The 23,034-nt window shown below is 69.8% G+C and carries 21 protein-coding genes; 9 read left to right on the forward strand and 12 right to left on the reverse strand.

Translation table 11 applies throughout. The features are described 5' to 3' along the window. Position 1: 1 nt before the first annotated feature. The gene (locus JAV51_RS04890) at positions 2–2,821 is read left to right on the forward strand and encodes an arabinosyltransferase domain-containing protein (RefSeq protein WP_197319423.1); all 2,820 of its coding nucleotides are present in this window, start codon (positions 2–4) and stop codon (positions 2,819–2,821) included. Here JAV51_RS04890 and JAV51_RS04895 read toward each other — a convergent pair. The 4 genes from JAV51_RS04895 to JAV51_RS04910 form a co-directional block, all read right to left on the reverse strand. After that, on the reverse strand, positions 2,812–3,741 hold the full coding sequence (locus tag JAV51_RS04895; protein ID WP_197319424.1) for a decaprenyl-phosphate phosphoribosyltransferase: 930 nt from the start codon (positions 3,739–3,741) through the stop codon (positions 2,812–2,814). The genes JAV51_RS04890 and JAV51_RS04895 overlap by 10 nt on opposite strands. After that, positions 3,738–4,301, reverse strand: a complete 564-nt coding sequence (locus JAV51_RS04900) for a phosphatase PAP2 family protein (RefSeq protein ID WP_197319425.1) — start codon at positions 4,299–4,301, stop codon at positions 3,738–3,740. Before JAV51_RS04900 ends, JAV51_RS04895 begins: the two co-directional genes overlap by 4 nt. Then, positions 4,294–5,541, reverse strand: a complete 1,248-nt coding sequence (gene glf / locus JAV51_RS04905; protein ID WP_231641347.1) for a UDP-galactopyranose mutase — start codon at positions 5,539–5,541, stop codon at positions 4,294–4,296. The genes JAV51_RS04900 and glf overlap by 8 nt, the downstream gene beginning before the upstream one ends. Positions 5,542–5,744: 203 nt before the next feature. Further along, entirely contained in the window at positions 5,745–6,623 is an 879-nt protein-coding gene (locus JAV51_RS04910) for an LLM class flavin-dependent oxidoreductase (protein WP_307845755.1), read from the reverse strand. A gap of 80 nt (positions 6,624–6,703) precedes the next feature. Between JAV51_RS04910 and JAV51_RS04915 the strand changes: the two genes are divergently transcribed. Next, the gene (locus JAV51_RS04915; RefSeq protein ID WP_197319428.1) at positions 6,704–7,519 is read left to right on the forward strand and encodes an HAD family hydrolase; all 816 of its coding nucleotides are present in this window, start codon (positions 6,704–6,706) and stop codon (positions 7,517–7,519) included. A gap of 9 nt (positions 7,520–7,528) precedes the next feature. Here the strand turns inward: JAV51_RS04915 and JAV51_RS04920 are convergent, their stop codons facing one another. Further along, positions 7,529–9,217 (reverse strand): hypothetical protein, encoded by a 1,689-nt coding sequence (locus JAV51_RS04920; protein ID WP_197319429.1) that lies wholly within the window; start codon positions 9,215–9,217, stop codon positions 7,529–7,531. A gap of 203 nt (positions 9,218–9,420) precedes the next feature. Here JAV51_RS04920 and JAV51_RS04925 point away from each other — a divergent pair, with 203 nt between their 5' ends. Then, positions 9,421–10,398: a hypothetical protein gene (locus tag JAV51_RS04925; protein ID WP_307845736.1), complete on the forward strand. Its 978-nt coding sequence runs from the start codon at positions 9,421–9,423 to the stop codon at positions 10,396–10,398. A gap of 72 nt (positions 10,399–10,470) precedes the next feature. Then, a complete protein-coding gene (lhgO, locus tag JAV51_RS04930; protein ID WP_197319430.1) occupies positions 10,471–11,658 on the forward strand; it encodes an L-2-hydroxyglutarate oxidase in 1,188 nt (395 codons plus the stop codon). 3 nt (positions 11,659–11,661) lie between these two features. On the opposite strand, the gene JAV51_RS04935 is transcribed toward lhgO, so the two are convergent. From JAV51_RS04935 to JAV51_RS04960, 6 genes are all read right to left on the reverse strand, one after another. Further along, positions 11,662–12,675, reverse strand: a complete 1,014-nt coding sequence (locus JAV51_RS04935; RefSeq protein WP_307845737.1) for a DUF3558 family protein — start codon at positions 12,673–12,675, stop codon at positions 11,662–11,664. Between the two features lie 55 nt (positions 12,676–12,730). Next, positions 12,731–13,996 carry a serine--tRNA ligase gene (serS, locus tag JAV51_RS04940; RefSeq protein WP_197319431.1) on the reverse strand — a complete coding sequence of 422 codons (1,266 nt, stop codon included), beginning with the start codon at positions 13,994–13,996 and terminating at the stop codon, positions 12,731–12,733. 61 nt (positions 13,997–14,057) lie between these two features. After that, entirely contained in the window at positions 14,058–14,978 is a 921-nt protein-coding gene (locus JAV51_RS04945; protein WP_197319432.1) for a haloalkane dehalogenase, read from the reverse strand. 116 nt (positions 14,979–15,094) lie between these two features. Further along, the gene (locus tag JAV51_RS04950; RefSeq protein WP_197319433.1) at positions 15,095–15,541 is read right to left on the reverse strand and encodes a DUF350 domain-containing protein; all 447 of its coding nucleotides are present in this window, start codon (positions 15,539–15,541) and stop codon (positions 15,095–15,097) included. 45 nt (positions 15,542–15,586) lie between these two features. Beyond that, positions 15,587–16,753 carry a glutathionylspermidine synthase family protein gene (locus JAV51_RS04955; protein ID WP_197319434.1) on the reverse strand — a complete coding sequence of 389 codons (1,167 nt, stop codon included), beginning with the start codon at positions 16,751–16,753 and terminating at the stop codon, positions 15,587–15,589. A gap of 2 nt (positions 16,754–16,755) precedes the next feature. Continuing rightward, positions 16,756–17,331 (reverse strand): hypothetical protein, encoded by a 576-nt coding sequence (locus tag JAV51_RS04960; protein WP_197319435.1) that lies wholly within the window; start codon positions 17,329–17,331, stop codon positions 16,756–16,758. Between the two features lie 74 nt (positions 17,332–17,405). Between JAV51_RS04960 and JAV51_RS04965 the strand changes: the two genes are divergently transcribed. The 3 genes from JAV51_RS04965 to JAV51_RS04975 all read left to right on the forward strand — a co-directional run bounded on the left by JAV51_RS04965 (position 17,406) and on the right by JAV51_RS04975 (position 20,239). After that, the gene (locus tag JAV51_RS04965; protein WP_197319436.1) at positions 17,406–18,554 is read left to right on the forward strand and encodes a septum formation family protein; all 1,149 of its coding nucleotides are present in this window, start codon (positions 17,406–17,408) and stop codon (positions 18,552–18,554) included. Positions 18,555–18,557: 3 nt separating this feature from the next. Continuing rightward, positions 18,558–18,908, forward strand: coding sequence for a metallopeptidase family protein (locus tag JAV51_RS04970; protein WP_197319437.1), 351 nt, complete (start codon positions 18,558–18,560; stop codon positions 18,906–18,908). 83 nt (positions 18,909–18,991) lie between these two features. Next, positions 18,992–20,239 (forward strand): MFS transporter, encoded by a 1,248-nt coding sequence (locus tag JAV51_RS04975; RefSeq protein ID WP_197319438.1) that lies wholly within the window; start codon positions 18,992–18,994, stop codon positions 20,237–20,239. Here the strand turns inward: JAV51_RS04975 and pheA are convergent. After that, complete coding sequence (gene pheA / locus JAV51_RS04980) at positions 20,217–21,122, reverse strand: prephenate dehydratase (RefSeq protein ID WP_197319439.1); 906 nt, start codon at positions 21,120–21,122, stop codon at positions 20,217–20,219. The two genes, JAV51_RS04975 and pheA, sit on opposite strands and share 23 nt — an antisense overlap. A 110-nt stretch (positions 21,123–21,232) precedes the next feature. Between pheA and JAV51_RS04985 the strand changes: the two genes are divergently transcribed. Further along, positions 21,233–21,844: a macro domain-containing protein gene (locus JAV51_RS04985; RefSeq protein ID WP_197319440.1), complete on the forward strand. Its 612-nt coding sequence runs from the start codon at positions 21,233–21,235 to the stop codon at positions 21,842–21,844. 151 nt (positions 21,845–21,995) lie between these two features. After that, positions 21,996–22,928, forward strand: coding sequence for a type I pantothenate kinase (gene coaA, locus JAV51_RS04990; RefSeq protein ID WP_197319441.1), 933 nt, complete (start codon positions 21,996–21,998; stop codon positions 22,926–22,928). The last annotated feature ends 106 nt before the right edge of the window (positions 22,929–23,034 follow it).

A 23,034-nucleotide genomic window follows, 5' to 3' on the forward strand; every position in this document is an offset into this window, starting at 1 on the left:
GGTGACCTTCCGTATCTGGTTGATCACGGTGTGCGGTCTCCTGTCCACGGTGGCAGCCGGGCTCTTCGTGCTCGCGCCGGTGGAGACACGAACCGAGACGTACGAGTGGCCGGATGCTCTGGCGACGGACAGGACGTTGCCGCTCTTTCCGTACGAGCCCCACCGAGTGGATGTCACCTTCCGCTGTACCGACGTGAACACGCTCGGTGAGGGCCTGCTGCTGTCTACCACGACTCCCCCTGGCGCGCCTGTCGAAAAGCAGGTCGTCGGCGGATTGGGTGTCGAGGTGGCCGATGGCCTGGTGACGGTGCGTGTCGGCGACGAAACGGTGATCACCTCCCGGGCCGGTGACGACTGCGAGTGGGCGGTGTCGTCCGGCCCCGACGGCACGGTCGTGTCGATCGACGGCGAACCGGTCGGCCACACCCGGGACACGCCTGTGGTGACGGGAATGTTCACCGAGGCCGTCGGCCAAACCGATCTGCGGGTGGACGTGGTCGCGGACACGAGGTACGACAGCTCCCCGGGGCCGTTGCGCGTCGTTCTCGCCGTCGTGGCACTCGCCTCGGCGGTCGCGACGACGGTCCTGCTCGTCCGGCACGAACGCGCTCGCCACCACCGCGTCCGGCTCCTTCCTCGCGGGTGGTGGCGACCGCGCGGCCCGGACGTGGTCGTGCTCGGGACCCTGGCGGGCTGGTCGGTGCTCGGCGCGCCGACGGTGGACGACGGCTACATCGTCACGATGCTCAAGGCTGCCGACGACGGCGGCTTCGTGGGCAACTACTTCCGCTGGTTCAACGCGCCCGAGGCGCCGTTCAGTTGGTTCTACGAGTTGTACCGCGTGGTCGTGGGCGTCGGGGACGCCGTGTGGTGGTGGCGGCTGCCCTCCGTCCTGCTCTGCGTCGTGTCGTGGCTGGTCGCCGATCGGCTCCTGCTCCCGCGCCTGGTACGTGCGCCCGGCAGCGCGGCACGCTACGGCGCGGCCGGGGCCTTCCTGCTCTTCGCCGTGCCGTTCGGGATCGGGCTGCGCCCCGAGCCGTGGGTCATGCTCGGCACGGCCGTGGTCTTCCTGCTGGTGGAACGCGCCGTGGCCACCCGCAGCGCCGTCACGCTCGCCGTCGCGGTGTCGGTCGTCGGGCTCACCGTGGCCGTCACCCCGACCGGAGTGGTCGCCCTGCTCCCGTTCGTGGCCGCCGCCCCGGGCCTGTGGCGGGTGTTGCGGTGGCACGGCGCGGTGCTCGTGCCCGTGCTGCTCGGGGCCGCCGCGCTGCCGCTGCTGGTCATGTTCGCCGACCAGTCACTCGCCGCGGTTCTGCACTCGACGGACGTCCGCACCAGCATCGGACCGGCCTTCGGCGTGACCGACGAGGCCAGGCGCTACGAGGACCTGTTCGATCCCGTCCAAGGCGGCCTCAACCGACGGATGCCGCTGCTGCTGTTGTGGCTCGCCGTCGCGGTGCTCGCCGTCCTGCTGGTCACCCGGCGGGCGGTGGGTCTCGCGCCCGGCCCCACCCGGCGGGCCCTGCTGGTGGCCGTGCTGTTCTTCGTGGCGCTTGCCTTCACACCCACCAAGTACACCCATCACTTCGGTGCCGTCGGCCTCCTCGCCACGGTGCTCGTGGGCGCCGCCGTCCACACCGTCCACGCGGGCGCGCTGCGCCGCCCGTGGGAGCGCTCGCTGTTCGTCGTCGCCGTGGCCGCGACCGGTGCCTACGCACTCGCCGCGCCGTTGCGGTGGTGGTTCGTGGCCGACCTCGGCGTGCCGTGGTCGCGGGAGGCACCGGACGTCGCCGGAATCGACCTCGCCGATCTCGTCCTCGGTGGCGGGCTCGTGCTGGCGGTCGCGGGACTGCTCGGCGCGTGGCGGAGGCTGCCGTCCCCGGCGTGGACGCTGCCGCTGCTCGCCCTGGGCACGGTCGCGTTGGAGCTGGTGTCGCTGGCCTACCCGCTGCACTCGCGCCAGGACACCTACACCGTCGCGGGCTCGACGCTCGCGTCGTTCACCGGCGGGTGTGGGATCGAGGACTGGCTGGACGTCGAGCCCGACGTGCGGGCGGGCCTGCTCCAGGCGGAGGCGGGCACCGGCTCCGGCCGAGGACTGCGCCGCAACGCGGGCTATCCCTCCGAGGCTCCGCCGCCCGAGCCCTACGGCACTGCGCAGGCTCCGGTGTGGGGCAGCCGGGGAGAAGCGACGAAGCACCACCCGGTGTCGTGGACGAGCCCCTGGTATCCCTTGCCCGGCGGGCGCGAGGACTCCGCACCGCTGGTCGTCCCCGTGGCCGGACGCGGCGCGGTGTCGGCCACGGTCCAGTTCGCCGGAGCGGACGGCGCGGTGGTGCGGGAGAACCGTCTCCGGCTGGGCGACGGCAGTTGGCGTGAGGCGCGACTCGACCCCGGTGACGCCGCCCGCGTGCGCGTCGTGGCCGTCGACCGCGGTGAGGGCGGCTGGGTTGCGGTGGGCACTCCCCGCGTGCCCCGCGTCGTCCCACTCCGGGAGTACCTGCCGGCATCCGATCCCGTGGCGGTGGACTGGGTGAGCGCGTACTTCCTGCCCTGTCGGCGACCGGCCGCACTCTCGGGCGGGGTCACACAACCCGTGAGGCACCTGGTGACCGTGGGCCCGCGAAGCCGATGGCTCACCGGCATGTCCTACGCGACAGAGGCGGGCGGCCCCTACGCCCCGCTGCTCGACGTCGCGAGACTCGTCCCGGTGCCCACCTACCTGCGGGGCGACGAGCTACGGGAGGAGATGAGCGTGGTCCGCCTCGACTACGTGGCACCGCCACTGGAGAGCATGATCCGCTCGGAGACTCAGAGGTAGTACGAGCACGCGAGCGTGACGACCCAGCTCGCGCCCAGCACCTGCAGCACGCGGTCGCGCAGCGCGATCTCCTCCGGCTCGCCCGCGTGGCCGCCGTCGACGTCCACCGCGTACCGGAGCACCGCGATCACGAACGGCACGATGGAGATCACGCTCCACACCGTGCCCGGCACGCGCTGCTGCTGCTCGAACGCCCACAGGCAGTACGTCATGATCAGTATCGCGGCCGACGTCGCCCACACGAAGCGCAGGTAGCTGCCCGAGTACTTCTTCAGCGACGACCGGATCTTCGCCCCGGTGCGCTCGTAGAGCATCACCTCGGCGAACCGCTTTCCCGCCACCATGAACAGCGAGCCGAACGCCGTGACCAGCAGGAACCACTGCGACAGGGTGATGCCCGTGGCGACACCACCGGCGATCAGCCGCATCAGGAAGCCCGAGCCGACGATCACGAGGTCGATCACGGGCTGGTGCTTGAGGCCGAAGCAGTAGCCGAGCTGCACGGCCTCGTAGACGCCGAGCACGATCAACAACCGCCAGTCCGCGAGCACCCCGACGGCCATGCCCGCGGCGAAGAACACCCCCGCGGACGCGTACGCGACGGGGATCGGCACGATCCCCGCGGCAATGGGCCGGTTGCGCTTGGTGGGATGCGCGCGGTCGGCCTCGACGTCCACGGCGTCGTTGACGAGATAGACCGAGCTTGCCACGAGGGAGAACGCCACGAACGCCACCGCGGCGTCGACGAGCACGTCGACGTTGGTGATCTGCGCCGCGGTGAACGGGGCCGCGAACACGAGGACGTTCTTCACCCACTGGCGTGGCCGCGCGGTACGCAGCACGCCGAACAGCGTCGGGACCGGTCCCTTCCGGGTGGAGGCACCGCCCTCGACGCCGGCACGCTCGGTCGTCTCACTCATCGTCTGATCCGCTTCCGTGTGGTCAGCCTGCGGCGCAGCACGCCGCCGACGGCACCACCCAGGGCGGCGCCGGCGAGTACGTCGGTCGGGTAGTGCACACCGAGCACGAGTCGAGACACGAGCATCGGCGGCACGAGGGCCGGCACGAGGTTACGCCCGACCAGCCCCGAGTACAGCACAGCAGCAGCCGTGGTCGACGTGGCGTGTGACGACGGAAAGCTCAACCGACTGGGTGTACCGACGCCGACGGTGACGGCCGGGTGCTCGGGCCTGCGCCTGCGCACGACCCGCTTGACCGCGATGGAGGCGGCGTGCGCACCCACCGCACCCGCCGCCGCCGTGAGCCACTCCCTGCGCCGCTCGGCGTCCACGGCCGCGCCCACGAGGCCCAGCGCGACCCAACCCGCGCTGTGCTCCCCGAAGTGCGACAACCCGCGGGCGGCCTTGACCACCGCGGGGCGGGCGATCGCCCGCTGGACGCCTGCCAGGACGGCGAGTTCCCCGGAAGGCCGTGGGATGTGCTCACCCACGGCCTTCCCGGCGGACTGCGTCTCAGGCATCGATGGACCCGTCGAGGGGAGCGCCCTCGGTCAGGTGCGGCGCCACCTTGTTGTCGAACATCGACAGCGCCGAGCCGATGGCCATGTGCATGTCGAGGTACTTGTACGTACCGAGGCGGCCACCGAAGAGGACGTTGCGCTCGGCAGCCTCCTTCTTCGCCAGCTCGCGGTACCGCTCCAGCTTGTCGCGGTTCTCCGGTGTGTTGATCGGGTAGTACGGCTCGTCGTCGTCCTCGGCGAACCGCGAGTACTCCCGCACGATGACCGTCTTGTCGGTCGGGTACTCCCGCTCGGGGTGGAAGTGCCGGAACTCGTGGATACGGGTGTACGGCACGTCGATGTCGTTGTAGTTCATGACCGCCGTGCCCTGGTAGTCACCCGTGGGCACGACCTCCTGCTCGAAGTCCAGCGTGCGCCAGCCGAGCTTGCCCTCCGAGTACCCGAAGTAGCGGTCGAGCGGACCGGTGTAGACCGTCGGCGTGCCCTCCGGGATCTGGTCCCGCACCTCGAAGTAGTCGACGTTCGTCCGGACCTCGATGTTCGGGTGGTCTGCCATCCTCTCCAGCCACGCGGTGTAGCCGTCGACGGGCAGACCCTCGTAGGTGTCGTTGAAGTACCGGTTGTTGAAGTTGTAGCGCACCGGCAGCCGGGTGATGATCGACGGCGACAGCTCGGTCGGGTCGGTCTGCCACTGCTTGGCCGTGTACCCCTTGACGAACGCCTCGTACAGCGGACGCCCGATGAGGGAGATGGCCTTCTCCTCCAGGTTCTTGGCGTCCTTGGTGTCGATCTCGCTGGCCTGCTCGGCGATCAGCTCACGCGCCTCGTCGGGCGAGTGCGACTTGCCGAAGAACTGGTTGATGAGGTGCAGGTTCATCGGGAACGTGTAGACCTGCCCCTGGTACTTCGCGAACACGCGGTGCTGGTAGCCCGTGAACTCGGTGAACTGGTTGACGTAGTCCCAGACGCGCTTGTTCGACGTGTGGAAGAGGTGGGCCCCGTAGCGATGCACCTCGATGCCGGTCTCGGGCTCGGCCTCGGAGTACGCGTTGCCGCCGATGTGGTCACGCCGCTCCAGCACGAGCACGCGCTTGTCGAGCTGGCTCGCGGCGCGTTCGGCCACGGTGAGGCCGAAGAAACCGGAGCCGACGACCACCAGGTCGTAACCGGTGTAGGCGCCGCTTGTGTTGTCTGTGGTGTTCGTGTCCGCGCTCACGAGCGAAAGGCTACCGACGCGCATCGACCCTCGTGCGGTGAGGCCGTGGTTATGAAAACCCTGTTAAGTGGGCTGCTGCCACGCTGCTCGCGCCCGCCGCACGAGGGTCGAGCTGCCCCTGGCGCTCCCTGTTCCCCGGGCGTCCGTCGACCACGCCGTCCGCCGTTGGACGAACGACGGCGGCCTTCGGTGTCCACCCATCGGAGCAATTCACCCGTTCGAGCGACTCAGTTGGTCTGGTCCCGCCCCTGCACCTTGGGCAGCAGGTCGGCGGCGACCTCCTCCAGCACCGCTTCCCTTCCCTGGTACGGCTCACCGCCACGCGGCCAGTGGACGACCACGTCGGTGAAGCCCAGTTCCTCGGCCCGGCCGACCGCCTCGGCGAACGCTTCGGTGCTGGACAACGAGAACACGGGCGAGGAGTCGAGGTTGAGACACCGCGCCACGCGGTCGCGACGCGACTCGGGGAGCGCGTCGTCGAAGCGGTTCGACAGCTCCCGCACCCGAGCCCACCAGTCGTCGTACGTCTCACCGTCCTGCGGACGGCCCGTGGTGATCCAGCCGTCCCCCGCCTCGGCGGCGAAGCGGATCGTCCTCGGCCCGTCGGCCGCCAAGAGCAGCGGTGACCGCGGCTTCTGTACGCAGCCGGGGAGATTGCGCGCGCCCCGAGCGGTGTAGTAGGTGCCGGTGTGGTCGGCCCCGTCGGTGCGGAGCAGGTGGTCGAGCGCCTCGACGAACTCGACGAAACGGTCGGCACGCTGCGCGGCGGACAGCTCCGGACCACCCAGCACCGAGGAGTCGTAGCCCCGTCCACCCGCGCCGATCCCCAGGACGAGCCGCCCGTCGGCGAGGTCGTCCAGCGTGACGACCTCTCTGGCGAAGGGCACCGGATGCCGGAAGTTCGGCGAGGCGACGAACGTGCCGAGTTTGATGGTGGACGTCACCATCGCCGCCGCGGCCAGTGTGGGAACCGCTCCGAACCAGGGCCCGTCGACCAACGAACGCCAACCGAGGTGGTCGTACGTCCACGCGTGGTCGAAACCGTATTCCTCGGCGGCCCGCCATTTCGGCTCGGCGGCCCACCACCTGTCCTCGGGGAGGATCACAATGCCTACGCGCACATGCTCGACGCTATCGGTGAAACACGACACCCCGCACCACGGGCTCGTTCTGGGAGACTGGCGGAGTGGAGAAACCCCGACTGATCGCCTCCGACGTGGACGGCACCCTGCTCACCCCGATGGAGCAGGTGGCTCCGCGGACCGCTGACGCCGTCGCCCGCGCGATGGCCGACGGGGTCCCGGTCGTCCTCGTGACCGGCCGACCGCCGCGGTGGATCCCGCCGGTCGCGGAAGCCACCGGACTCACCGGATACGCCGTGTGCGCCAACGGTGCCGTGCTGTACGACATCGGCGCCGACCGCGTCGTCGACGTCCACGGCCTGCTCGACCCCGTGCAGCTCTCCGACCTGGCCGACGCGCTCGACTCGGCCCTGCCCGGGTGCACGCTGGCCGCCGAGCGGGTCGGCACCAAGGCGGTGGACGACGACCTGCAGAACCTCGTGATCGAGTCGGACTACCACAACCCGTGGCAGGACGGCGAGGGTTTCGAGGTGCCGCGCGCCGAGGTGCTCGGCCACCCGGCGGTGAAGATGCTGGTGAGCCATCGCAGGATGACGTCGGACGAGATGGCCGTCGCCGCCCGCAGTGTGCTGGGCGACTCCGTGAACATCACGTTCTCCACCGGCGGCGGGCTGATCGAGATCTCCTCGCCCGGCATCACCAAGGCCAGCGGGCTGGCCGAGGTCGCGCAGCGCCTGGACGCCACGCCGCAGGAGACGATCTCGTTCGGCGACATGCCCAACGACCTGCCCATGTTGTCCTGGTCCGGGCACGGTGTCGCGGTGGCCAACGCTCACCCGACGGTGCTGGAGGCCGCCGACGAGATCACCGCGTCCAACGCCGAACACGGCGTGGCGCAGGTGCTCGAACGCTGGTTCTGACCCCGGGCACTACGGACACGAGACGTAGGAGAAGTTCGGGTCGGCGTCGAGCAGCTCGATCAGCTCGGACGCGGCCATGCGACGCACGTACACCGACACCCAGTACGGCGTGCCGACCCGCCGGAAGCTCGCCACCTCGTAGAGGCCCGCGTACGCGGGGTTGATGCCGCACTCCTGCGACGTCGTGAAGCCGGGGTCGTCGATCGCCACGGACGGGACCCGTTCGTTCACGACGTAGTCGAAGTCCCTGCTCACGTAGATGCCCTGCGCCGCGGGCAGCGGGCTGCCCTGACGCGCGATGTGTTCGTCGGTGCGGCCGTACACGTCCACCACCACGATCGACGGGCCCGCCTCGTAGGCCAACGCACCCGTGTGATGGGTGCTGACCACGGTGCCGGGCGGCAACGACGAGCCGAACCACCGCCCGATCTCCGCCAACTGGTCGGCCCGCGCGCTCAACTGCTGCATCGCGGGCAGTGCCCGGGGGTGCACGGTCGTCACCACGAGCGCCAACCCGCACAGCACCGTCGCCACCACCGGCACCGTCCGCCCCCGGACCAGTGGTTCGGGACCGCTCACGACCGAACCCGAGACGCTCTCGTCGACGGGCGCGGTCACCACGTACACCCCGAACGCCGCGACACCCAGGACCCCCAGCAACACGGGCACCGCGGCGAGCAACCGCCACGTGGGCATCCAGCCGCCCCCGGACACGAGCACACCGACGAGCTGCCCCGCGGCCAGCGCGGCGAGCAGCCACAGCACCGACCGCGCCCGGGCGTCCACGGAACGGCGCGTCGACACCAGCGCGAGCGTCACCACGGCGAGCGCGACGAACGCCAGGTAGGCGAGCAGGAATCCGGCCACGTAGTCCCAGCCCGTCGCGAGTCGGCCCGACCAGTCGCCGCTCCACCGGGCCACGGAGAGGTTCGGTACGAGGTGCTCGTACGCGGTGAGCCGCCAGACGGTCCAGGGCACCTGCAGCACGGCCCACCCGGCGAGGTACGCCACCGCGGCCGGACCGGGCCTCCTGCCTCGGGCGGCCTCCACGACGAACCACAGCAGTCCGATCGCCGCGACCACGAGCCCTTCGGGCCTGGTCATCACGGCGAGAGCCGCCGTGACCCCGGCCACGACCGCCCTCCCGGACGTCAACGCGAGACACACGACGAGGACGAGCAGCACGAACAGCGGGATCTCGACGCCCGACGCGCCGTAGGCGGTCAACGAGCTGGAGGCGGCGGTGAACGCGGCGGCCACGACTCCGAGGCCGGGCAACTGCCGCCCGCGGGGCGCGGCCAGCCGCACGATCCGGTTGGTGAGCGTGTAGGCGAGCAGCACGCACCCGAACACGCAGCCGACCCCGAGCGTCACGGCGGCGGCCACGATGACGTCCGGATCGCCGAGCAGTGCCCCCGGGATCGCGACCAGCACCATCCACAGGAAGTTCGCGTAGCCCTCGACGTACTCGCCGATGTTGTAGACCGGCCCGTGGCCCTCGGCGAGGTTGCGCGCGTAACGGAAGGTGACGTAGGCGTCGCCCGCGACCGTGGCGTAGGCGAGCTGGTGGAACAACGCCAGCACCAGCGTCAGCCCGAGCGCGCCGAACCGCCATAACCGCCGCTCGTTGACTCGCGACCACCCGATGACCAGCAACGCGGCCAACAGGAGCCACGCCACGATCGTGACCGCCGTCACACCACACCCCGCCTGCTAGACCGACGCGCACCCCTTCGGTGACGAAGCTACTTGCTCCCGACGACCGACGGGGTGACTCACAGCGCGTGTGTCGTCGACGACCGAGGTCACCGAACGGTGAAGGGGCATAACAACGGCCTCTCGTGATCGTCACGAAAGAGCCGGACCCGTTATGCCACCCACGGGGAACCGATACCCCTACCGTGCACAAGAAACATTTCGGACTTCTTTCCGCCGGGGTGGCGGTGATCCTGACCGCGTCGTGTGCGGCCTCGGGGACCGAGGAGACCGCCGAGAGCCCGTTGACGAAGGCGGCCACCAGCACCGGGGCACCGTCGGAGCCGGTGCTGACGTCGGAGGAAGCCTTCGGTGACCTCGGCGCGATCGACTTCTGCGAACTCCTCGACGAACAAGCTGTCGAGGGAACCGGCGCCACCGTCGACTTCGCCGTCCCGGACTTCCGGCACTGCCTCGTCGGGGTCGACGCTCCCTCCACCACGATGACCGTGATGATCGGCGGACTGTACGACAACGCCGTGGAGCAGAACCTGCCTTCGGAGGACGAACCGCTGTCGCGTTCCGTGCATCGCCAGACGTTCGACACCGAAGTCGGGTGCTTGCGGAGCCTGCTGTTCGCCGACGAGATCGGCATTCAGGTCTTCGCGCAGGGGTTGAGGGACGCCGAGCAGGTCGACATGGAGGCGCTCTGCCGCGTCGCCGACATCGTGACCGACGGGGTCGTCGAGGCCGCCTTCTCGGAGAAGACGTTCCCGCGAACGTTCGGCGAGGGGTCACTGGCGGAGCTGGACGCGTGCGCGCTGCTCGACGACGACGCCGCCTCGAACGCCTTCGACGACGACCTGGTCGCTCGCGAGCGGGTCGGCGGCCACGGCTGCACGTGGGGTCCGCCGACGGCGCCGTCGGTCGAGCTGGCGTTCGAGGTGGAGATGCCCGTGGACCTGGAGGAGTTCTCCACGAAGCTCGGAGGTCGACCCACGAGGGTGGCGGGCAACGAGCTGCTGTGCGAGGTGTCCACCCCGCACATCCCGCTCTCCGAGGCTTACCCGCAGGAACGCGAAATCCTCACCGTGTCCGCCATGACGTTCGACTCGACTGCCTGCGACGTGGCCGAAGACCTCGCCGCGCTGGTCTGGCCGCGGCTTCCGGCATTCCGGGGCTGAGGGGTCTTCGCCTCCGAGGTGTGACGCGGTGGCCCCGACCGGAACGCTTTCGACGGCGTAGGCTGCCGCACCGTGCGGCACGTGACGGTCATCGGCGGCGGCATCATCGGCCTCGCCGTCGCCTGGAAGCTCACCGGGCGCGGCTACCGCGTCACCGTGGTGGAGAAGGAGGACCGCTGGGCGGCCCATCAGACCGGCCACAACTCCAACGTCGTGCACGCAGGCCTGTACTACCGGCCCGGTTCGCTGAAGGCTCGCCTGTCCGTGGCGGGCAACCGCTCGATGGTCGCCTTCGCCCGCGACCACGGCGTGCCGGTGGACGTGTGCGGCAAGCTCGTGGTCGCGACGTCCGAATCGGAACTGCCACGACTCGCCACGCTCGCCGAACGAGCGCGGGCTAACGGCGTGCCCGCCACCCTGCTCGACCCCGCGCAGGCCCGCGAGTACGAGCCCGAGGTGTCCTGCGTCCGCGCCCTGCGCGTGCACACCACCGCGATCATCGACTTCCCGGCGGTGTGCCGAGCCCTCGTGTCGTCGCTGCGCGAATCCGGCGCCGACCTGCGACTGAACGCCCCCGCGCTCGCCGTCCGCACCACCGGCGGCCGCGTCGAGGTGGCCACACCGACGGGAGTGGTGTCCTCCGACGTCCTGGTCAACTGCGCCGGGCTGCACTCCGACCGGGTCGCGAGGCTGGCCGGGCTCACCCCGGCCGCGAGGATCGTGCCCTTCCGCGGCGAGTACTACGAACTGCGACCGCAGCGCCGGCACCTCGTGCGCGGCCTCATCTACCCCGTGCCGGACCCGTCCCTGCCGTTCCTGGGAGTCCACCTCACGCGGATGCTCGACGGCAGCGTCCACGCCGGACCGAACGCGGTGCCCGCGCTCCGCCGCGAGGGCTACCGCTGGCGCGACGTCTCGCCCCGTGACCTCGCCGAGGAACTCGGCTTTCCCGGCACCTGGCGGTTCGCCGCACGCTACGCCTTCCCCGTGGGCTGGGACGAAGTGCGACGCTCACTGTCGAAGCGGCGCTTCGCCGACAGCCTCGCTCGGCTCGTTCCCGCCGTCACAGCCGACGACATCGTGCGCCACGGCGCCGGGGTGCGGGCCCAGGCCCTGCTGCCCGACGGGCGACTCGCCGACGACTTCGTGATCGAGCAGGCGCCCGGCCAGATTCACGTGCTCAACGCTCCGTCGCCTGCGGCGACCAGCGCGTTCGAGATCGCCGCGTACGTCGCAGACCGGGTCGGCGCGCCGCGCTGACCGTCAGGACGTCGGCAGATTCTTCGTCACGTACGGGATCGTGTCCTCGACCTTCGCGCAGACCTCGTCCATCTCGGCCTCGCTCTCGGCGACCGTGATGGTGACGTAGGAGTGGTCGGTGACGAACAGGTCGGCCTTGCACAGCCCCGGAATCGACGCCGGGTACAGCACCCACGTGTGATCGCCCGCCTCGACGTCCCTCGGCTCGGCGTCGTACGGGAGCCGGGGCACGGGCCGGTCGGCGGCCAGGCCCACGATGGTCGAGTTCCGCCGGTCGCCGTCGGCGGCCACCCACTCGCACCGCGCGGGCAACAGTTCGTCCGCCTCCTGGAACTCGCCGTGGCCGCGACGCCCGAGCTTCTCCGCCTGCTCGGCGGTGAGCAGCGAGCACGGCTCGACCGACTCCAGCGGACTCGACTCGCGCGGCTCGATCGTCGCGGGTTCACCGCCCGGCAAGTTCGAGGACACGAACGGCGCCGCTTCCACCGCCTGGTCACAGGCGGCCTCCTCGTCGAGGATGTTGCTCGTCATGATCAGCACGAAGGACGACTGCGAGAGCTCGGTGACCAACGCACAGAGGGAATCGCCCCCGAGGGAGAGCGGGTACCGGGCCCAGGTCAGCCCGCCGATCTGCTCCTCCCACTCGGGCCCCACACCGTCCATGTAGTCGACGAGAGGAATGTCGACGGAGAAGTACACGTCGAGCGAGTCCCTGCCCACGTCGTCGTAGAGCGGGGACCAGGTGCAGAACGCGGGCATCAACTGCTCGGGAGTGCCGGGCGTGAACGCACCCTCCTCCTCGTAGTCGAGGGCGGTGGCCTGCTCCGGGGTCAGCAGGTCGCACGGCTCGCCCGAACTCGTCCCGGGCTCGACACCGGACGCGGGCGAGCCGGGTGCGGCCGTGCCCGTCACCGTCGTCGTGCAGCCCGCCAGCAACGCCATGACGAGGCCGAAAACGGCGAACCCTCTCCCGCGCACCGAGTCCTCCCCCAGGTCGCCCTTCCGGCCGGCACGCACAGACTAGTCCGCGAAACCCGGCCTCGGGGCGAGCTGCGGGAGTCGAAAACTCGAATCAGGCCTTCGGTTCGAGCACCGACCGTCCACCGAGGAACGGCCGCAGCGCCTCCGGCACGCGCACCGACCCGTCGGCCTGCTGGTGGTTCTCCAGGATGGCCACGAGCCACCGCGTCGTCGCGAGCGTGCCGTTGAGCGTCGCGGCGATCTGCGGACGGCCGTCGTCGTCCCGGTACCGCACCGACAACCGACGCGCCTGGAACGTGGTGCAGTTCGACGTCGAGGTCAGCTCCCGGTACGCCTGCTGGGTGGGCACCCACGCCTCGCAGTCGAACTTGCGTGCCGCACTGGTTCCGAGGTCGCCCGCCGCCGTATCGATCACCCGGTAGGGCACCTCGATCTTGGCGAGCATCTCCTCCTCCCACGCGAGCAGCTTCGCGTGTTCGGCCTCGGCCTGCTCCGGGGTGCAGAAGACGAACATCTCCACCTTGTCGAACTGGTGGACGCGGATGATGCCGCGCGTGTCCTTGCCGTACGAGCCCGCCTCGCGGCGGAAGCACGACGACCAACCCGCGTACCGCAGCGGCCCGTCCGAGAGGTCGACGATCTCGTCCAGGTGGTACCCGGCCAGCGGCACCTCCGACGTGCCGACCAGGTACAGGTCGTCGTCGGGAAGGCGGTAGACCTCGGAGGAGTGCGCACCGAGGAAGCCCGTCCCGGCCATCACCTCCGGGCGCACCAGCACCGGCGGGATCATCAGCTGGAAGCCGTTCTCCACCGCCTGCGCCGCCGCCATGTTGAGCAGGGCGAGCTGGAGCTGAGCCCCGATGCCGGTGAGGAAGTAGAAGCGGGCACCCGACACCTTCGCGCCGCGCTCCATGTCGAGGGCACCGAGCAACTCACCCAGTTCGAGGTGGTCCTTCGGCTCGAAGTCGAACTCCCTCGGGGTGCCGACGTGCTTGAGCACCACGAAGTCGTCCTCGCCGCCCTCCGGGACGTCCGGGTGCACGACGTTCGGCACGACCCGGTGGAGCTGCTCGAACTCCTCGCTCGCGCGGTTCTGCTCCGCTTCGGCGGCTTTGACCTGGGCCGCGAGTTCCTTGCCCCGCGCGAGCAGCGCCTCGCGCTCCTCGCCGGACGCCTTGCCGATGCGCTTGCCGAGCTGCTTCTGTTCGGCACGGAGGTTGTCGGCGGTGGCGATCGCGGACCTGCGTTCGGCGTCGAGGGACAACAACCTGTCCACAACGCCGACGTCCTCACCGCGGGCGCGCTGCGACGCGCGCACGACGTCCGGTTCCTCGCGCAGAGTCCTCAGGTCAATCACGGTTAGCCAGCCTAGACCGCGACCGGTTCCCCCCTGCCAACCCGGTCACTCGTTCTCGCGCTCAGCCCCGCGCCGACAGGTCGCGCGTGAACTCGGCGACGATGCCCGCCAGCTCCTCGCCCTTGTCCTCCTGCAGGAAGTGGCCGGCTCCCTCGACGGTCGGATGGCTCAGCTTCGCGGCCCCCGGCATGGCACGCCGCAGGATCGGCGCCATTCCCGCGGTGATCGGGTCGCCGTCGGAGAACGCGCAGAGGAACGGCAGCGACGAGTTCGTCAGGGTCTGCCACGCGGCCCGGTTGGCCTGCGAGGCCGGGTCGTCCGGACTGGTAGGAACCAGTGCGGGCATCGCGCGCGGACCCGCCTTGTACAGCTCGTTGGGGAACGGGGCGTCGTAGGCCGCCCGCTCCGCCTCGGTCAAGGTCCGGGTGCAGCCCGACTGCACGAACCGGGCGATGTCGAGGACGGGCGCCTGCTGCACCGCGTCGTGGAACGCCCACCACTCGTCGGGCATCGCGTGGTCGCCGGTGGGCAGTCCCGTGTTGGCCGCGACGACACCGGCGAACCTGTCGAGGTTCTCCGCGACGAGGCGCAGCCCGATCAGGCCACCCCAGTCCTGGCCCACGAGCACGACGTCCCGCAGGTCGAGGGCGTCGAAGGCGAACGCCCGCATCCACTCGACGTGGCGCGCGTAGGTGTGGTCGGCGACGTCGGCGGGCTTGTCGGAGCGGCCGAAACCGACGAGGTCGGGCGCGATCGCACGGATGCCCGCGTCGGCCAGCACGGGAATCATCCGCCGATAGAGGAAGGACCAACTCGGTTCGCCGTGCAACAGCAGCACGGTGGGCCCGTCGGGTGGACCTGCCTCCACGTAACCGACTCTGACGATGCCGTCCATCGGGTGGTCGACATCGGCGTAGAACGCCGGAAGGTCGAAATCGGGCAGGTCGCTGAACCGGTCTTCGGGTGTCCTCAGTAACCGCACGAACACACCGTAGTGGAGAAACCGGCCCGATTCGGGTTTCGGAGACGAAGGCGATACTCACGAGTAGTCCCGTGGCCCCCATTCGGGGACTCACGGGACCACAGCGGGGACGGTCGTCAGGAGATGGCGACCGCGACCACGAGACCCAACGCCAGGTGGGCGGCGGCCACGATGAAACTCGCGGCCGTGTACTTCTCGTTCTCGATCGTCGAGCGCACGTCGATCTTGGTGACGAACTCCAGCGTCCGCACCGCCAGCACCTGGGCGACGATGCCCACCAGGCCGTACACGAGCGACGTGATGAGGCCTTCGAGCAGGTCGCTCGCCGAGGCCCAGATGGCGACGACGACGATGAACGCCATCGACACCAGCCCCGACGCCGTGATCACCACGGCGTTCGGCTTCCCGGCACGGACGAGTTCACTGAGCTTGCCCGGCGTGGAGAGGTCGATGGCGTAGAAGCCGATCAGCATGAGCACGAGGCCGACGATCGCGTACAGCATGATCGCCCCGATGCCCCTGGCGAGGTCGGTACCGAAGGTCTCGGACAGTGCGACGAGCACGAAGATCTCCCAGGTCGGATTTGTGAGTTTTCTGCCGCTGTCCTATCACGACTCCGGGATGCGGTGTGGCACGAACGCCGCGCCGTCGTCGGTCACCAACCCCGACGACTCTCGAATGCCCATGCCCGCCGCGTTGTCGCCGACGATCCAGGCACCCAGCACGGGCCGGTACCCGCCGAACTCCGGAAGCGGGTCGAACGCCTGGTACGTGTACCCCTCGGCGCCGTAGACGCCACCCGTCTCGGTCTCGTAGCCGGGCGCGACGATCTGCACGTTGGCGCCCTCACGGCCGAGCTTCGGCTTGCGCACGTACTCGGTGAGCATCCCCGGCTGGTCGTTGAAGGCGGGCAGCAGGTTCGGATGTCCCGGGTAGTTCTCCCAGAGGATGCCGAGGATCGCCTTGTTGGAGAGCAGCATCTTCCACAGTGGTTCGATCCACAGTGTCTGCGGCAGCGACTCGACCGCGTAGCGACCGAACTCCTCGTCGATCACCCATTCCCACGGGTACAGCTTCACGATGTTGTCCATCGGAGCCTCTTCGAGATCGACGAACCGCTTCAACAGCGGGTCCCAGCCGATCTCCTCGATGGCGAGCCCGACCGTGTCCAGGCCCGCCTCCGCCGCGGTCTCCTGCAGGTACGTCACCGTGAGGTGGTCCTCACCGGTGGGGTCGGCGCTGGACCAACTGAAGTGCAGCTCGTTGGACGGCAGCTTGCCCGCGACGGTGCGCCACCGCTCCACGAGCTGTTCGTGCAGGGAGTTCCACTGGTCGTCGTCCGGGTGGACGTCCTCCTTCCAGTACCACTGCACGATGGCCGCCTCCAGCAGGGAGGTCGGGGTGTCGGCGTTGTACTCCAGCAGCTTCGCGGGCCCGCTGCCGTCGTAGCGCAGGTCGAAACGGCCGTAGACGTGCGGGTCGCCCCGTCGCCACGACTCGGCGATGTGCGGCCACACCCACTCGGGAAGGCCGAACTCGGCGTAGCGCTCCGCCGTCACGACGTGGTCGACGGCCTCGAGGCACATCGAGTGCAGCAGCTCCACGTCGGCCTCGATCGACAGGATCTCGGACATGTCGAAGACGTAGTGCACCGACTCGTCCCAGTACGGCCGGGGCTGTCCCGTCGCGTACCGCGCGGGCGTGCCGAACACCAGACCCTGTTCGGCGACGATCTTCTCCCAGTTCGCGCGGGGCGTCCCGGTCTCTCGACGCACTCTCAGGAACCTCCACCCTTGCCGAAGTTGCCGCCGCTGATGCCGAACCCGCCACGCTGGATGGTGGTGCCCGACTTCGTCGTGATGGACGCGTTCGACGGCCGCGTGTACGTACCACCGCTGACGGGCTGTCCGATCGTGCCCGTACCGCCGTAGTTGTAGCGGTACTGCTGAGTGCCGCCGCCCGGCATGGGGATGAACACCCAGCCGCCGCTGTGGTAGCCGTGGTGGGAGTTGACGTAGTCGTCGTCGCAGTACTCGTCGTCCACGATGGTGCCGTCGGCGGTCGTGCACACCGCGGTCACCTCGTCGGGCACGGCCACGAGGTACCAGGCGGCGACCACGCCGACGAGACCGACGGTCACTCCGCCCGCGCCGAGGAGCTTGCGTCGGCTGCGCGCCTTCTCCTCCGCAGCCTCCAGCGCCGCGCGTTCCTCCTCGGCACGCCGACGCTCGTCCTCCATCGCCTTCACACGCGCGCGTTTCTCGGCGAGCGTCGGCTCCCGAGGCGTCGTCGTCTCAGGATTCTGGAAGCGCATCGAGCCGCGCCGCTCATCCTTTTGGTTGTCATCCGTCATCGCGCACTCCAAGACCGCGGGTCATGCGGTATGTCACCTTAGCCACTCACTCACGTCCGCACGGCGGAACAGGCATGATGGTGCTGATGTCCGACCAGCCTGCTCGCCGACCCGACCCGGCTCTGCGTTTCCGCGTGCTGATGGGAGGTGCCTTCCTGGGCGCCCTCGTCGCGATGGCACTCAGCTGGACCTTCTCGTGGGTACCCGAAAGTCCCGAGGTCGTAGCCCAGCGACAGGCGGAGGAGCAGGCGGAGCAGGTCGCCAAGGTCCGCGAGGAGGCGTTCCGCTCGCCGCCGGGCAGCTGCCTGCACTGGACCGAGGCGGACGCCAGGGACGTCCACAAGGTGTCGTGTGACGAGGACCACTTGTTCGAGGTGGTGGGGCTGGCGGACCTGAAGTCGGACCACGGTCCCCGCGCCCCGATGCCGGACGAACAGGCGTGGCGGGAACTCACGAAGGAGCACTGCGGCCCCCTGGTCGAGGACTATCTCGACGACCCGCTCGACCCCGAGGGGAAGCTGACCATCGGCGTGCTCCGCCCCGACGAGAAGCAGTGGGCGGACGGCAACCGCACCCTGCACTGCGGACTCCAGTGGGTCGGTCCCGGCGGCGGCCTCCAGGTGCTCACCCAGGCCGCGAACGACCTCGACCAGTCCTACGTCTGGGAGCCCGGGACCTGCCTCGCGATCGTCGACAAGACCGTCGGCGACCCCATCGGTTGTGACGCGCAGCACTCGTACGAGATCGTCGCGACGGTCGACCTGTCGAAGGAGTTCGACTCCTACCCCTCGGAGAAGAAGCAGAAGGAGTGGCTCGAACCCAAGTGCGCCAAGCTCGTGTACAAGTACACGGGCGGCAAGAGCGTGAAGGCGCTGGCAGAGGACGGTCTCATCCTCAGTTGGGACACGCGCTCCGAGGAGAGTTGGAAGGCCGGCTCCAAGCTCGTCAACTGCAAGGTCGGAGCCACACTGGAGGACCACAGCGGCCTGGCGCCCATCCAAGGCAGTGTGAAGGACAGCGCCAAGGACGAGAAGTCCGACAAGGACGACAAGGACAACAAGGACGACGAGAAATCCGACGAGGACTCCGGCACGGACGACGAGGGCACCGAGTACGGTGACGGTGACTCGGACGGCTCCTCGGACGGGGAGGGCTCGGGGACCGAGGGCGACGACTCGTCCGAGTCCGGCGCGGAGGCCGGCGGCCAGGGAAGCGGTGGTTGACACATGCCCGTCGAGATGAGCCGGTCGCGTTTCGAGGAACTCGTCGCGGACGCCCTCGACCAACTGCCGCCGGAATTCGCGGCGGCCATGGACAACGTCGTCGTTCTGGTCGAGGATCGGCACGAACAGGAGCACGACCTTCTCGGGCTCTACCACGGCATCGCTCTGACCGAGCGCGGCCACGACTACGGAGGTGTGTTGCCCGACCGCATCTCGATCTACCGGGAGCCGATTCTGGCCATCTGCGACACCGAGGCCGACGTCGTCGAGGAAGTGCTGATCACCGTGGTGCACGAGGTCGCTCACCACTTCGGCATCGACGACGCCCGACTGCACGAACTCGGCTGGGGGTAGCCGGTGCCGCAGCCAGCCTCCCTCCTCCCCGCCGGGTCCGACGCGACCGGTGAGTTCCCCCGCCGCCGAGCACGTCGATCACGATGAGCACGACGAGCGAGGCGGTCGGCCCGCCGCGGAAGCGGCTCAACCTGCTGGTGGGGTCCAGCGCCTTCGCCAACCTCGGTGACGGCATCGCGAAGGTCGCGTTCCCGCTGCTGGCGGTGCAGGTCACCCAGGACCCGCTGCTGATCGCGGGACTGTCGGTGGCGCAGTTTCTTCCCTGGCTGCTCTTCGGCGTCCTCACGGGCGCGTTGCTCGACCGCATCGACCGGCGCAAGGCGGTCGTGGTCGCCAATCTCGTGCGTGCCACGGTGGTCGGGCTGGTCGCACTGCTGGTGCAGCTCGACGCCGGCACGATCTGGGTCGTGTACGCCGCCGCGCTGCTCGTGGGGACGGCGGAGACGGTGGCGGACAGCGCCACCAACGTGTTGATCCCGGCCGTGGTGGAGCGCGACGGCCTCGCGGGCGCCAACAGCAAGTTGCAGGCCGCGGAGATCGTGGGACAGACCTTCCTCGGCGCCCCGGTGGGCAGCCTGACGTTCGCGCTGTTCGCGGCGTTCCCCTTCTACATCGACTCCGTGGCGTTCGCGCTGGGCGCCGTGCTGCTCGCCGTGCTGCCCGGCACCTATCGACCGCAACGCGCCGCCACCGCGTCGACCTCGCCCGCGGCCGGGGTGAGGGCCGACATCGTGCAAGGGCTCCGCTGGGTCCGCCACCACGCCGTGGTGGCCCGCCTCGTGGTGATCGCGGGACTGACCGGGCTGGTCAGTGAGATGGCCCAGGCGCAGCTCGTGCTCTACGCCCTCGACGACCTCGGGCTCGACGAGGCGGCGTTCGGGCTGTTCGGGCTCGGCGGAGGCGTCGGTGGGCTGCTCGGCGCGGCACTGGCGTCACGACTGCTCGACCGCCTCGGCGACACGGTGACCCTGCTGATCGGCTTGACCGGCGGCGGTGCGGCCTTCCTCGCGATGGGCCTCGTGACGGACCCGATCGTCGCCGGAGTGCTGTTCGGTCTCTTCGCGGGGACGGTCGTGACCGTCAACGTCCTGCTCGCCACGGCCCGCCACACCCTGGTGCCGGAGGAGCTGCTGGGTCGAGTACTGGGCGTGTGGCGCACGGTCGTGTGGGGATCGTTGCCGGTCGGCGCGCTGCTCGGCGGCCTCACCACCCGCTGGCTCGGGTCGGCGTCGGCGACGTTCGTCGTCTCCGGGGCCGGGATGCTCGGGGTGGCCGTCCTCGCGTGGGTCTGGGTGCGCGGCCGCGCGCTCACGCCAGTTCGCCACTCCTGACGGCCTCGACCCAGCGGGCGGCGTCGGCGAAGTCGGCATCCGAGGCGTCCGGGCCCACCGTGGCGCGCACGCCGTCCGCCCGGGGGTGCGACCCGAGGAAACGCACCTCGCAACGCCGCTTCAGCGCCGCGAGCGCGTCCCCGATCCTCGCCTCCGCGACGTGGCCCTCGAAGTCGAGGAAGAATCGGTAGAACCCGAAGTTGCCCTTGATCGGGCGGGCGTCGATCCGGGTCAGGTTGATGCCGCGTGACGCCAGTTCGGCGAGCAGCTCGGCGAGCGCGCCCGTGCGGTTGGTCGTGGAGGCGACGATCGACGTGCGATCGGCTCCCGTCGGTTCGGGCAGCGAGCCGGGAGGGGCGAGCAGCAGGAACCGGGTGCGCGCGTCCGGGACGTCGGCCACCCCCTCGGCGAAGACCCGCAGCGGGTACGTCCGCGCGGCGACGGGGGCGGTCACCGCCGCGTCGTACTCCCCGTCGCGCACCGCCACGGCGGCGGCCGCCGTCGACGAGGCCACGACGGGCCGGGCGTCCGGAAGGTTCCGCTCCAACCAGTGCCGTACCTGCGCGAGCGCGTGCGGATGGCTCGCGACCGTCCGGATCGTCTCCACGTCCGGCCGGGTGAGCACGCTGAAGTGCACGGGCAGCAGCGCCTCCGCCACCGCCACCAGCGGCGAGTCCTCGGCCAGCCCGTCGAGTGTCGCGGTGACAGGGCCCTCCACGGAGTTCTCCACCGGAACGCACGCGAACTCGGCGTCGCCCTTGCGCACCGCCGCCAGTGCGGCGGGAATGGTCTCCACCGCGACGAGTTCCTGGTCTGTGGCGAGCTCCCGGGCGGCCTGCTCCGAGAACGTCCCGACGGGGCCGAAGAAGGCGATGCGCGACATGAGTCAGAGGCTACGCCGGAGACGAGATGAGACGATCCTCACCCACGCAGCGAGTCCAGCCGGTTGGATACGTGGTTACCCCCGGCGGAACTTTTTGCCATGCTGGAAGCGTGACCGCCGAATCAGGCACGCACACGTGGAACGGCACAGGCGCAACGACCTTTTCCGCAGCCCCGGAGTTGGTGTTGTGCGCGGTCGACGACTCCCTCGCCCGCGCCTGGCACGACGTCGCCGACGCGGTGAGCGGACCGGTACGGGTACATCGGGGGTCGGTGCTCGACATCCACGCGCAGGCCGTGGTCAGTCCCGCGAACAGTTTCGGGTGGATGCGCGGCGGCGTCGACGCCCTGTACGCGCAGGCGTTCCCCGGCATCGAACAACAGGTGCGCAGCACGATCCTCGCCTACCACGGCGGGGAACTCCCCATCGGCGAAGCCGTCGTCGTCCCCACCGGCGAGGCGCTTCCGGAGTGGTTGATCAGCGCCCCCACCATGCGGGAGCCCGGGGAACGGCTCCCCGACGACACCGTGCACCCCTACCTGGCGGCTCGGGCGGTGTTCCTCCTCTGGCGCGACGGCCAGTTCGAACACGGCACGCGTTTCCGCGACGTCGTGGAGACGATCGCGATGCCGGGCCTCGGTACCGGTGTCGGCGGCGTGTCGCCCCGGACCTGTGCCCGGCAGGTCGCCGCCGCGTGGGACGAGGTCTTCGGCAAGCGCTGACCGCCGCCGCTCACGGCACCCGTGGTGCCCGGCACCGCGTCGTCGCGGGTGTAGAACGTCACAGCCCGCCACCGCTCGACAGCACTTACCGTTGAATGCGCGTGAGTTGCCGATGTACGCGCCAGCCCATCGACGGGCGAGGAGTGAGCGAATGCCACGGGTCCGTGAGCGCAGTCCCTACGTCGAACTACAACGTGACCAGTGGCAAGAGCTGCGGCGGTCGACACCTCTGCCGTTGACCGCCGACGAGCTCGCGAAGCTGCGCGGCCTCGGCGAGCAGATCGACCTCACCGAGGTCGCCGAGGTGTACCTTCCGCTGTCCCGCCTCATCAACCTGCAGGTGGCGGCCCGGCAACGCCTGTACGAAGCCACCACCACCTTCCTCGGCGAGGAGACCCACGGCACGAAGGTCCCGTTCATCATCGGGGTCGCGGGCAGCGTGGCCGTCGGGAAGTCCACCACCGCCCGCATCCTGCGGACCCTGCTGGCGCGCTGGCCCGACCACCCGAGGGTCGACCTCGTGACGACGGACGGCTTCCTCTACCCGCGGGAGGAACTGATCCGGCGCGGCCTCATGCACCGCAAGGGCTTCCCGGAGAGCTACGACCGGCGTGCGCTGCTGCGGTTCGTCACCGAGGTCAAGTCCGGCGCCGAGGAGGTCAGGGCACCGGTCTACTCCCATCTCGCCTACGACATCCTCCCCGGCGAGGAACAGGTCGTCCGCAGGCCGGACATCCTGATCCTCGAAGGTCTCAACGTCCTGCAACCGGGGCCACGACTCACCGTCTCGGACCTGTTCGACTTCTCGATCTACGTCGACGCCCACACCGCCGACATCGAGCAGTGGTACATCGAGCGGTTCCTCAAGCTGCGGCACACCGCGTTCTCCGACCCGGCCTCGCACTTCCACCACTTCGCCGGCCTGCCCGACGACGAGGCCAGGGCCGAGGCACGTCACCTCTGGAAAACGATCAACGAGCCGAACCTGGTGGAGAACATCCGACCCACGCGGCCGAGGGCAACGCTGGTGCTGCGGAAGGACTTCGACCACTCCATCAACCGCGTCCGCCTGCGCAAGTTGTAGTTTTCACCCGACTCGGTGACTCCCCGAGTGGTCGAACCACGGGCGCGGCCCGACCATGACCCGTGTGAGCAAGGGCCCGCCTCCCCCACTTGTCAGTGTCCTCGGT

Source organism: Saccharomonospora sp. NB11 (assembly GCF_015910535.1).
In the GTDB taxonomy this organism is placed as follows: domain Bacteria; phylum Actinomycetota; class Actinomycetes; order Mycobacteriales; family Pseudonocardiaceae; genus Saccharomonospora.